Consider the following 11,616-nt stretch of genomic DNA (forward strand, 5'->3'; position numbering starts at 1 on the left):
TTTCAGGACTTTTCGCCCTCAGACAGGGCCGCTGGTTGCACACGCAAAAAATATCGCCGGGCGCAAAGGCCCGGCGATATCATACGAAGTCACAGGCTCAGAAACTGTAGCCGGCAGACAGCATGAAGACCCAAGGATCAATTTCGGTATTGATGGAGACTTTATCGGCGCCCGCGTTGAAGGTCACATCAGTTTCAATATCGGCATACCAAACTGACGCGCCCAAATACCAGTTATCTTTCACCCGATAATCCAGGCCGACATTGGCCGCCAGGCCCCAGGAGTCATCCAGCGACAGATTGTCTAGCCCCAACCCTTTGGCTTGACTATTAAAGTCTTCATTAAAGAAGGTGGTGTAGTTCAGGCCGGCCCCGACATACGGGCGGAACTTGCTGTTGCTGTCCATGAAGTAGTACTGCAACATCAGGGTTGGTGGCAGGTGTTCGACTTCCGCGATATCGCCCAGTGGGCCTAAAGAAACAGTGTGCTTAAACGGGGTCGCAGCCAGGAGTTCAACACTGATGTTATCGGTCAGCATATAGCCGACGGTCAGCCCCAGTTGGGTGTCGGAATCAATCCCGAACTCACCAAAACCCAGAACATCATCGCTGCTTTCATTCGGCGAAACCGTCGCCGCGCCGGCACGAACCAGAATGTCACCTTGCTGGTGAGCAAGCGCTTGCGGAGCAATAGTCATTGCAGCCAGCACAGCTGCAGCACAAATCGTTGTTTTCATTATAATTGACTCCATCCTTTTGAAGATCCCATCAAGGGAATAAATTGAGCTTCTTACTGAACGGAGCCAAATGTAACGGGATTGAAACCTGGCTGTATTGATTGAAATCAAATTAAAAAAATTAACACCAACAAATAACTTTTGATACAGATCAACAACTTATAAGCAAGAATTTCCCACATCTCCCAAGACTGCGCAACTGTTACTTGTTCCACGCATTTTATGCTACATGACTCGCAGTTATTTATTGATCTGGCACAAAATCACATTCCGGAAAAATCACAATAACCACTTGTTTTGTATTGTTAAATATCCCGGCACACCAGGCCGTATCAAGGCTGACGGTGAATTCACCGCCCGTCATCAAGACCATTGCGAAGCCCTGACATTCTCGTTATAAAGGAAGGCCTAGCGATAACAACCAAAAGTCAGCCTGATTATGAGTACAATTGCCTACGGCATTAAGAATTGCGATACCATCAAAAAAATGAAGAAGTGGCTGGAAGCAGAGAACATTGACTACCGCTTCCATGACTACCGTGTGGACGGCCTGGATCCGGCCCTGCTGGAAACGTTTGAGGCCCAACTGGGTTGGGAGGCCATGGTGAACAAACGCGGCACCACCTACCGTCAGCTGAGCGACGAGCAAAAATCCGGCCTGAACCGCGACACCGCCCTGGCCCTGATGCTGGAACACCCGGCGATGATCAAGCGCCCGCTGCTGGTTCACGACGACAGCTATCACCTCGGCTTTAAGCCGGAGCAATACCAAGCTATTTTCCACGCCAACCAATAAATAAGGATACAAGGATGTCAGACAGCCCGGTTATCGCTCTGGCGAAAGACCTGATCAGCCGCATTTCCGTGACCCCGGAAGATGCCGGCTGCCAGGACGTGATGATTGAACGTCTTGAAAAGCTCGGCTTCAACATCGAGACCATGATTTTTGAAGATACCACCAACCTGTGGGCACGCCGCGGCACTGAGGCACCACTGCTGGTGTTTGCCGGGCACACCGATGTCGTCCCGGCCGGGCCGTCAGAGCTTTGGCATACCCCGCCGTTTGAACCCACCATTATCGATGGTTACCTCCATGGCCGTGGCGCCGCCGATATGAAAGGCTCCCTGGCCTGCTTCGTCGTCGCCATTGAGCGCTTTCTGGCAGAAAACCCGGATCATCCGGGCTCCATCGGCCTGCTGATCACCTCGGACGAAGAAGGGCCGTTTATCAACGGAACCACCCGGGTGATCGATACCCTCGAAGCGCGCAATGAAAAAATCGACATGTGTATTGTCGGTGAGCCCTCCAGTACCCATTTCGTGGGTGATGTGGTGAAAAACGGCCGGCGCGGCTCAATCACCGGGGATATCACCATCAAAGGGACCCAGGGCCATGTTGCGTACCCGCACCTGGCAGATAACCCGGTCCACCGGGCGATGCCGGCGCTGGCAGAACTGGCCGCGACCACCTGGGACAACGGCAACGATTATTTCCCGCCGACCAGCTTCCAGATTGCCAATTTACAAGCCGGTACCGGCGCGTCGAACGTGATCCCGGGCGAGTTCCATGTCCAGTTCAATTTCCGCTTCAGCACTGAGCTGACTGCCGACGATATCAAGCGCAAAGTGCATTCCGTGCTTGATGCCCATGGCCTGGACTATGATCTGAAGTGGACCTTCAGCGGCCACCCGTTCCTCACCGATGAAGGGACGCTGCTGGAAGCCGCGGTCGAAGCAATTGAAGAGGTTAACCACCAGAAGCCGGAGCTGCTCACCACCGGCGGCACCTCAGACGGACGCTTTATCGCCCGGACCGGAGCCCAGGTTGTGGAGCTGGGACCAGTGAACGCTACCATTCATAAAGTGAACGAATGCGTTAAAGTGGCGGATCTGGAAAAGCTGACCGATATGTATCAGAAAATCCTGGAAAAATCCCTGTAATGACAGCACCCACTGACGCCCGGCCGCTCACGGCCGGGCAACTTACCGGCCAATCGGAAACCCATCTTGTCAGCCACCAGCAGTACCAGCTACACCGTGAGACCCGCCCGGCATTGCAAGCCTTGCAACAGGCTGCCAAAGAAGCCGGATTCGATCTCAAAATCGCCAGCGCGTTTCGCAGTTTCGAACGCCAGCTGATGATTTGGAATCACAAGTTTGATGGCAACCGACCCCTATTGGACAGCAACAGCCAGCCGGTAGACGCAGCAGCGCTGAGCGAGATAGAGCGCATTCATACCATCATGCGCTGGTCGGCCCTGCCCGGCGCCAGCCGCCATCACTGGGGCACGGACCTTGATGTTTATGCGGCCAACTGTCTGCCGGACGGAGCCAGCCTGCAATTAGAGCCCTGGGAATATGCCCCGGGCGGCCATCAGGCCGAGTTCAGCCAATGGCTGCAAGCCTCCCTCGCCACGTTCGACTTTTATTTACCCTACGCCGAAGACCGCAACGGCGTTGCGGTGGAGCCCTGGCATATCAGCCATGCCCCCGTCAGTTCGCCTCTGCTGGCCCAACTGACGCCCGAGTTGCTCCATCGCACACTTCATGCCAGCCAAATCGCTGGAAAGTCGCAGATTTTGGCAAACCTTGATACGCTTTATACAAGGTACATTGCAAATGTCTGCGAGGTTTAAATGGCGGAATGGCTCCTCAACCCCTGGGTGATCACGATCATTATCGTCAGTGTGATCGTCAGTAACATTGCAGCAATCAAATACACGGCCAATATGAAATTTGGCTACCGGGACAAAGTCAAATACATGCAGGAGAAGCACAAGCGCGAACAAGCGCAGCAGGACGACCCGGAGAGCAGCGGCACCCACAGCGCCGAGCAAAGCAACGAAAGCGATCGCCGCGATCCCTGAGCACACTGAATCAAAAAACGTACTCAATAAAAAAAGCGAGCGTCAAATCGACACTCGCTTTTTTGTCTTCGCCATTCAGCTTACCGCCAGTTTTCCCAAGCACAAAGATAAGCGTAATCCACTTCACCCCGGAGCAATCAGCCCACAGTCAGTCTTGTGAGAACAAAGAACAAGCGCGGAGTTTACGGATGTAAATGAGCACTTGTGATGCCGTTATCGCAAGACTGACGACTGGCTGTTTGTTACGGGCGAGGCAGGTAATCTGCGACACCAACCCACTTGTAACTGGTCAGCTCTTCCAGCCCCATCGGGCCGCGGGCATGCAGTTTCTGGGTCGAGACCGCGACTTCCGCACCCAGGCCAAACTGCGCCCCGTCGGTAAAGCGGGTGGACGCATTGACGTACACCGCCGCAGAGCCGGCTGCATTGACAAACCGCTCGGCGGCCTGGAGGGTATTGGTCAGGATCGCATCAGAATGGCTGGCGTTATGCTTGCGCATGTGAACAATGGCCTCATCAACACCCTGAACCACTTTCACCCCGAGGGTGAAGCTGAGCCATTCGGTATCGAAATCCCCATCCGCCACGGGGCGTAGCGAAGCCGCCTTCCCTTCCAGCAGGGCAAGGCTGGTTTCATCAGCGACAAAGGTTACGTTCGACTGATTCAGGCGCTCGGCCAGACGCGGGAGAAACGCTTCCGCCACCGCTTCATGCACCAGCAGGGTATCCAAGGCATTACACGCCGATGGGCGCTGCACCTTGGCATTCTCGACCACATCGAGCGAGCGGGCCAAATCGGCGCTGTCATCCACATAGACGTGGCTGATGCCAAAACCACCGATGATCACCGGAATGGTGCTGTTTTCCTTGCACATTTTATGCAAGCCGGCACCACCGCGCGGAATGATCATATCGACGTACTGATCCATTTTCAGCAGTTGGGAAACCAGCTCGCGATCCGGCTTTTCGATATACTGTACCGATGCTGCCGGCAGCCCGGCTTTCTCAAGGGCTGTCTGGATCACCTTGACCAGCGCCATGTTGGAGTGGAAGGTTTCCCGACCACCACGCAGAATGCTGGCGTTGCCGGTTTTCAGACACAGCGCCGCAATATCGATGGTCACATTCGGACGGGCTTCATAGATCACCCCGACCACCCCCAACGGTACCCGGCGACGGCTCAGGCGCATCCCGTTTTCCAGCACTTTGCTGTCGAGCTCGGCGCCGACCGGATCATGGAGTCCAATCACATTGCGGACGTCATTGGCGATACCGCTCAGGCGTTCCTCGTTCAGCAACAGGCGATCCACCAGCGCCTCACTCATACCCGATGCCTTGGCCGCTTCAATATCCTGGGCATTGGCAGCCAGAATCGCATCACGATTGGCTTCCAGCTCATCAGCGATAATCGCCAGTGCCTGGTTCTTCTGTTTGGTGTCTGCCGTTGCCAGTTCAAACGCCGCCTGCTGCGCCGCTTTCCCCATCAGTTCAAGATCCACTGTGTATCCCCTATCCTTTAATTATTTGTTCACGCCGTACCTGTTTTCGGGCTGGGCCTGGTTTAAATCAGCACCAGATCGTCACGGTGAATGGCCACCGGACCGTATTCATATCCCAAGACCTGATGAATTTCCTGGCTGTGCTTGCCAGCAATTTTCGCCATATCCCGGCTCGAATACCGGCAGATCCCACGCGCTAGCAGGGTGCCCCGGGCATTGAAAATCCGGGTCACTTCCCCACGTTCAAACTGCCCTTTCACTTCCAGGATCCCTTTCGACAGCAAACTGCTGCCGCGCTGCTGCACCGCCATCGCTGCACCGTCATCAATCACAATATCGCCGGCTGGCGGCGGCCCGGCCAGGATCCAGCGCTTACGGCTTTCCAGCGGCGACTCCAATGGTAGGAAGCGGGTGCCCACCGACTCACCAAGGACCAGGTCGGCAATCACCTCCGGGCGACTGCCCGCGGCAATCACCACCTCAATCCCGGCGCGACGGGCAACATCAGCCGCCTGCAACTTGGTCGCCATACCGCCGGTCCCCAAGCCACCGACACTGCCGCCGGCCAGTTTGTGCAGGGTCTCATCAATGGTGTGCACTTCACGGATCAGCTCCGCATCCGGATTGCTGCGCGGATCGGCAGTAAACAAGCCTGGCTGATCAGTCAGCAGCAGCAGTTTATCTGCACTGGTTAAAATGCCGACCAGCGCGGATAAATTATCATTATCCCCCACTTTGATTTCTGTAGTCGCCACGGCATCGTTCTCATTGACCACCGGGATAATACCGTTATCGAGCAGGGCTACAATCATATCGCGAGCATTAAGGTAGCGTTCCCGATCGTCAAGATCAGCCCGGGTCAGCAGCATCTGCCCGACATGCAGCCCGTAAATCCCGAACAGGTGTTCCCACTCCTGGATCAGCCGGCTCTGGCCGACGGCTGCCAGCAATTGTTTACTGGCCATGGTCTTGGGCAACTCGGGATATCCCAGATGCTCGCGACCTGCTGCAATTGCACCGGATGTCACCAGGATCACCTTATGCCCCTGCTTACGCAGGGAAGCGCACTGGCGGACCAGCTCGACCATATGGGCCCGATCCAGCTGCAGGGTCCCACCGGTCAATACACTGGTGCCCAGTTTAATGACAATGGTTTGCTGAGGGGAATGAACCGACTGAGTGTCAGAAGCGTGCGCGCTTGAGAGGGTCTGCGCGGTCACCTGAATATGATTCGTCTCTGCCATTGGGATAAACAACTGTGATGAAAAAAGAATACCCGTTGTTTTATCAATCCCCTTGGTAGATCACAAGAAAAATGCGCCGGTAAAGCGCATTTATCAAGTCACTGGCTTGATCAGCGATGCTGCGTTCATCAGGCCGGGGTTCCCAGCTCGGCTTCTTCCAACTCTCTGGCCGGAGTCACCGTCAGATTCAGCTCATCCTGAAGCAAGCCCGTCAGCTTGGGGTAAAAGTCATTGAGGGTTTGCAGCACGGCCTGCTCATGCTTGGCCGGTACGGCTTCTTTCAACCATTCACCTTCGCTGTCAAAGCGACCAAAGAAATAGCGATACTCAAAACCGGTTTCCGTTGCCGACAGGATCAACCACCAGCCCCAGAATTCGCGCACGTCCGGTTCTTTTTTGGCACTGATACAACTGGCCAGACAATCAAAGAAAAAATAGCCTTCAGATGAGTGCTGTTGGCGCAGATACGGCCCCAGCGCCGTCAGTTTGGTCATCAGTCGGCCATGTGGCGGGAAGGTTGTTGTAGTCATAGCGTTTCTCCATCCTTAGACAATCGCACAGGAACAGCAATCGCCGAACTTCAGGGTGTCATGCCCAGCGCCCACCCTGTTGTATTCCATTTAAGCCATAACCGCCGAAAATGGCAACAGTTTATTTACAAGTGATGCCTTTTCGACCACCCGCAAATAACCATCGCACTAAGCCAGCTTGTCCTTTAACCAGTCCACCACGGTGAGCATAGCCCTGTGGTAGCCGTCATGCAGCGGCTTTTCAGGCAAGGTGATCGCTTTGCCGCCGCGGCTGGACATGGCAATCAGCTGATTATCGATTTCCGGGCAAATGGGATCGTGCTTGAGGCTGATCCCCAGCATCGGCATATCGATCTTGCGTCGGCCCAGCAGGCCCTGATTCTTCAACGACCAGGCTGGCAGGTGCGAAGTCAGGCTGGCTTTCGACACGCCCCGTTTGCCCATACGAGATGCAATCATGTCCAGATACATCCGGGGCATCTTGTCGAGCGCTTGCGGATTGGCCAGTGCCTGATGGATCACCCCGCCCAGGCTGATACAGGTCTTGAGGCGAGTCGGCTCGAGAAAGCCCAGGCGGATCGCCGCATTGCCGCCAAAGCGCAGGCCCAGCATGGCCACCCGGGTATGATCTACCCAGGGGACATCCCGGATCTGCTGAAGCAAGGCCTGGTGCAAGCGGCTGGTGTCTTCCGTAAGCGCCCAGTGCGAACTATGGCCCACCGACGGCATATCAAGCGTTACCATTGCAAATCCGGCCGGGCCGAGGTAGTCCTGGTACAAGCGCCACAAGTCGGTCTGCAGGGTATCCAGACCGCCAGTGACCACTACGGTCGGTAACAGCTTATCCATCCGGGGCATATGAATGAAGGCCTGGAACGTTTTCCCTTCATATTTCACATCGATGGTTTTCATCTTGGTCGGCAAATATTTCATCGCCTCGCGGTAAGTCTGGTTGGCCTGAAGCTCTGCCTGGGCAGCCAGTTCGTCTCCCTTGATGTGCGGGTACGCTGCCACACTGTAATACATACTGGCACTGAGCAGCGCGTCCGCGGCCGGCTCCAGCTGCCCCTGCTCCACCAGGTAACGTGCCTTGTGCTGATGTTTAGCCCCTGACTGGCACCACTCGTAAATCCAGTTACCAGGCTTATAACCAATCACGGTATCAAGTAAGTCATCCCGGGTCCGGGGTGCATCCGAGCAAGCCATGCGCGAAAAGATCGCTTCCATCTCAATCGGATCGATCCCCTGCCAGACCCATTGTGGTCGCCGCAGCACCCGGTACCAGCCCGTTTCGCTGTCGCCGTCAATCGGATTATGGATCGGGGTGTCGGCAACGTGGGCCAATCGGACCAAACTGGAGGTTTCTCTTGACGTTTGCCGGGGGGCAAAGAGTTTTTCTGAGAGGTTCGTTTTTGATGGTTCAGACACAATGGGCTCCACTCATCCGGTGCTTTGGGTACATCAGGCATGTGAGGCGTGCCGAAAGCGGCTCGCACTACCTGCATACAATCATTTTAATCTCAACAGTATATCACTGACCGGAAGGGGTCTGCGTAGAACCGAAGGCAAAAACAAGACCCGCCAGCCAAGTTTTCTGAACTATGCTGATAGGACTGAGAAATATTTTCAGTGAGGATGGTATGAAAAATGTAGTCGCAGCAGCGAGTTTGCTGGTGTTTTCAAATGCCGTACTGGCCTTCGGCAGTGGGGGGGTTCTAGGGGGCAACCCGGGAGAGGCCTCCGGTGCCGTCAACGCCAAAATTGCGGTTTGTCTTGATGCCTCAGGCAACCAAATCCCCGGCTCTTACCAGGCTAAGCTGGACAGGCAATGCCAGCTGACCGGCGATGATATGATCGATCTCATCAACTACAACAACTTTTACCGCAATAAACCCAATGGGGAGTCCCTGTCCGATATTCGCGCCAAACGCTCAACATAAACACTTCCAAGCCCGATAACCAAGAAAAGGAGCCATCGGGCTCCTTTATCTTCACAACATCTGTTGCCGGAAACTTATTGCTTTGAAATCGGCTCAACGAAAGAGACGGCCATATCCCAAGGTTGCTCAATCCAAGTCTCCTGGGGGATATCCACAACATAGTCGTCCACCAGGTGTTTCCCGGCAGGCTTGGCACAAACCGTCACAAACTTGGCTTTCGGATACATCGCACGGATCATCTCAGCCGTGCCGCCAGTATCAACCAGATCATCAACCACCAGGAAACCTTCACCGTCGCCGTCGGCTTTTTTCAGCACTTTCATTTCACGCTGGTGATCATGGTCGTAGCTGGAAATACAAACGGTATCGACGTGGCGGATCCCCAACTCTCGTGCCAGGATCGCAGAAGGAACCAAACCACCGCGGCTCACTGCAATAATACCTTTCCACTGATCAGCCGGAAGCAGCTTTTCAGCCAGCTGACGTGTATACATTTGCATATTATCCCAGGTGATGACGAACTTGTTACTCATATCCGATGAACCTCTAAATCAGCAGCAGCGCCGCTGGATATTTATAAAACTGTTATAAGAAGATAATTTTAGCAAGAAACAGGGCCGAGATAGCCCAGACGCTAAGATTGACATCCCTTCCCTTGCCGCTCAGGACTTTAACCGCAGCATACGTAATAAAACCTAGGCCAATACCTTCAGCAATTGAGTATGTTAACGGCATTAACAGGCAAACGACAACTACAGGTGCCGCTTCTGTTAAGTCGCGCCAGTCTACGCTCACTAAACCGGACATCATCAGGATCGCGACATAGAACAAAGCGCCCGCAGTTGCATAGGCCGGCACCATGCCAGCCAACGGTGCAAAAAACAGCGCCAGCAGGAACATCCCCCCAACGGTGACCGCAGTCAGGCCGGTACGCCCACCCACGGCGACACCGGAGACACTCTCGACAAACGAGGTGGTATTAGAGGTGCCCAGCACAGCACCGACTGAAGTCGCCGTACTGTCTGCCAATAGCGCACGGTTCAGACGCGGCAGTTTTCCCTCTTTATCAATCAACTCAGCCTTAGTCGCAACACCGACCAGCGTACCTGCGGTATCGAACAGATCCACAAACAGGAAGGCAAAAACCACAGACACCAGACCGACTTCCAGCGCGCCATTGAAGTCCATCTGCATAAATGTCGGCGCAATGCTCGGTGGCATCGACACAATCCCGGCATATTGAATATCACCAAACGCAATGCCCATCACGGTGACGGCCAGAATGGCAATCAGGACCGCAGCCTTATAACCACGGTGCACCAAACCAATCGTCAGGAAGAAACCCAGAGATGCCATCACCGCAGGAAAGCTGGTCAAATCGCCCACGTGTACCAGGGTTGCCGGATTGTCGACCACAATTCCGGAACTTTGCAGCGCAATAAAGGCCAGGAACAGCCCGATACCGGCCGAGATCCCGGTTCGCAAAGCGGTTGGGATCGCATTAATGATCCACTCCCGAACCCGGAACACACTCAGCGCAATGAAACACAAGCCTGAGAAGAAAACCGCCGCCAGAGCGACCTGCCAGGTATGGCCCATGCCCAACACAACACTGTACGTGAAGAATGCGTTGAGTCCCATGCCCGGTGCCTGCGCAACCGGATAATTGGCGACAAAGCCCATGATAAAGCAACCCACCATCGCGGCCAGGCAGGTGGCGACAAAGACCGCCCCCTGATCCATTCCCGTGGTGGCCAACATCGTCGGGTTCACAAAGATGATATAAGCCATCGTCAGGAAGGTTGTCACACCGGCAAGCACTTCGGTTCGGACATCAGTCCCGTGCTCTTTCAGTTTGAAAATTTTCTCAAGCATTGCTCTCGGTTCCTTGGAGATAATCTGCGCTGGTTAGCATGGGCAATAGAAAACGTTTGCGTCCTCTATTTTTGGGGGGCGATTATAGTCGCCTTCATCGATAATTTCCAGCCAATCACGTAATTATCAGTAGCACGTCGAGCCAACTGGGCAAAACCACATCACTCAAAGCACGGAACTCAAAAAAGTAATTTTAAATCAGTAAATTAATCACAATAGAGTCGGTTCAACAATTGAACACATCGCTTTTTTAAGTCCGCCGCAAACGATTAATATGCACTAGGTTAATGGATAAAATAACGCTTAACACGCAATGTAATCGAATACAGCCTGAAAGCGGGCAATCTAACGATGTATCAGCAGCGGATAAAAAAAACGCCACGCCAAATCTGGCGTGGCGTAAGAATGTACTGAGTCACCCTAGCGGGTGGCCCTGAATTCTCAACAGAGTGGGGGGTGAACAATGCATCACTGTTCAGGGGTTGTGCCGGCCTACAGAAATAAGCCGACGCAATTTAAATTAGTAGCCGAAAGAGCTTGGGTACTGGAAGTTACCTGTGTACACAGAGCGGTTATTCCAATAGTTTGCAATTGAGTCAAATACTTTCATCTTTTATCACCATTTATATTAAGTAATTACAACACATTATTTCAGTGTTTCGCCATCATGGCATGACTTAATCTCGGTTCCTTGGAGGCGATATCTCGGGCTCATCCCAGAGCAGTTTACTGTGTCATTCGTCTTCAGCAGAAGATGGGAGAACTATACCCATCAAGTAATAAACTTTCAAGCATTTTCTTTAACCTCGTCACAGTTTTTATTTTTTAGTGTGATAGATCACTTTATTTTGTAACTTTATTACAATTTAATGACGATCACGTTTTTCACCAATCACGACTAAAGTGTAATCCTATCTTATTGATC

The 11,616-nt window shown here is 53.6% G+C and carries 13 protein-coding genes; 5 read left to right on the plus strand and 8 right to left on the minus strand.

What is annotated here, in order from left to right; all coding sequences use genetic code 11:
• Positions 1–97: 97 nt before the first annotated feature.
• Positions 98–736 (minus strand): outer membrane protein OmpW, encoded by a 639-nt coding sequence (gene ompW, locus NNL38_RS12150; RefSeq protein ID WP_255388296.1) that lies wholly within the window; start codon positions 734–736, stop codon positions 98–100.
• 439 nt (positions 737–1,175) lie between these two features.
• Here ompW and NNL38_RS12155 point away from each other — a divergent pair, with 439 nt between their 5' ends.
• The 4 genes from NNL38_RS12155 to NNL38_RS12170 are packed head-to-tail and all read left to right on the plus strand — an operon-like array spanning position 1,176 to position 3,603.
• On the plus strand, positions 1,176–1,532 hold the full coding sequence (locus NNL38_RS12155; RefSeq protein ID WP_255388298.1) for an ArsC family reductase: 357 nt from the start codon (positions 1,176–1,178) through the stop codon (positions 1,530–1,532).
• A 14-nt stretch (positions 1,533–1,546) separates the two neighbouring features.
• Positions 1,547–2,677 carry a succinyl-diaminopimelate desuccinylase gene (gene dapE, locus NNL38_RS12160; RefSeq protein WP_255388299.1) on the plus strand — a complete coding sequence of 377 codons (1,131 nt, stop codon included), beginning with the start codon at positions 1,547–1,549 and terminating at the stop codon, positions 2,675–2,677.
• On the plus strand, positions 2,677–3,372 hold the full coding sequence (locus NNL38_RS12165; protein WP_255388300.1) for a M15 family metallopeptidase: 696 nt from the start codon (positions 2,677–2,679) through the stop codon (positions 3,370–3,372). The genes dapE and NNL38_RS12165 overlap by 1 nt, the downstream gene beginning before the upstream one ends.
• On the plus strand, positions 3,373–3,603 hold the full coding sequence (locus NNL38_RS12170; RefSeq protein ID WP_255388301.1) for a DUF2897 family protein: 231 nt from the start codon (positions 3,373–3,375) through the stop codon (positions 3,601–3,603).
• A gap of 242 nt (positions 3,604–3,845) precedes the next feature.
• Here NNL38_RS12170 and NNL38_RS12175 read toward each other — a convergent pair whose 3' ends face one another.
• The 4 genes from NNL38_RS12175 to frsA form a co-directional block, all read right to left on the minus strand.
• A complete protein-coding gene (locus NNL38_RS12175; RefSeq protein WP_255388302.1) occupies positions 3,846–5,102 on the minus strand; it encodes a glutamate-5-semialdehyde dehydrogenase in 1,257 nt (418 codons plus the stop codon).
• Positions 5,103–5,164: 62 nt separating this feature from the next.
• Positions 5,165–6,346 carry a glutamate 5-kinase gene (gene proB / locus NNL38_RS12180; protein ID WP_255388303.1) on the minus strand — a complete coding sequence of 394 codons (1,182 nt, stop codon included), beginning with the start codon at positions 6,344–6,346 and terminating at the stop codon, positions 5,165–5,167.
• A 128-nt stretch (positions 6,347–6,474) separates the two neighbouring features.
• The gene (gene crl / locus NNL38_RS12185) at positions 6,475–6,876 is read right to left on the minus strand and encodes a sigma factor-binding protein Crl (protein ID WP_255388304.1); all 402 of its coding nucleotides are present in this window, start codon (positions 6,874–6,876) and stop codon (positions 6,475–6,477) included.
• 168 nt (positions 6,877–7,044) lie between these two features.
• A complete protein-coding gene (gene frsA, locus NNL38_RS12190) occupies positions 7,045–8,304 on the minus strand; it encodes an esterase FrsA (protein WP_255388305.1) in 1,260 nt (419 codons plus the stop codon).
• Between the two features lie 212 nt (positions 8,305–8,516).
• Here frsA and NNL38_RS12195 point away from each other — a divergent pair, with 212 nt between their 5' ends.
• Entirely contained in the window at positions 8,517–8,816 is a 300-nt protein-coding gene (locus tag NNL38_RS12195; protein ID WP_255388306.1) for a hypothetical protein, read from the plus strand.
• A gap of 74 nt (positions 8,817–8,890) precedes the next feature.
• On the opposite strand, the gene gpt is transcribed toward NNL38_RS12195, so the two are convergent.
• The 3 genes from gpt to vcdP all read right to left on the minus strand — a co-directional run bounded on the left by gpt (position 8,891) and on the right by vcdP (position 11,301).
• Positions 8,891–9,349, minus strand: a complete 459-nt coding sequence (gene gpt, locus NNL38_RS12200) for a xanthine phosphoribosyltransferase (protein WP_255388307.1) — start codon at positions 9,347–9,349, stop codon at positions 8,891–8,893.
• A gap of 52 nt (positions 9,350–9,401) precedes the next feature.
• A complete protein-coding gene (locus NNL38_RS12205) occupies positions 9,402–10,691 on the minus strand; it encodes an NCS2 family permease (RefSeq protein WP_255388308.1) in 1,290 nt (429 codons plus the stop codon).
• 520 nt (positions 10,692–11,211) lie between these two features.
• Positions 11,212–11,301: a small protein VcdP gene (vcdP, locus tag NNL38_RS24860; protein ID WP_500797074.1), complete on the minus strand. Its 90-nt coding sequence runs from the start codon at positions 11,299–11,301 to the stop codon at positions 11,212–11,214.
• Positions 11,302–11,616 lie beyond the last annotated feature (315 nt).

Source organism: Photobacterium atrarenae (assembly GCF_024380015.1).
Lineage (GTDB): Bacteria > Pseudomonadota > Gammaproteobacteria > Enterobacterales > Vibrionaceae > Photobacterium > Photobacterium atrarenae.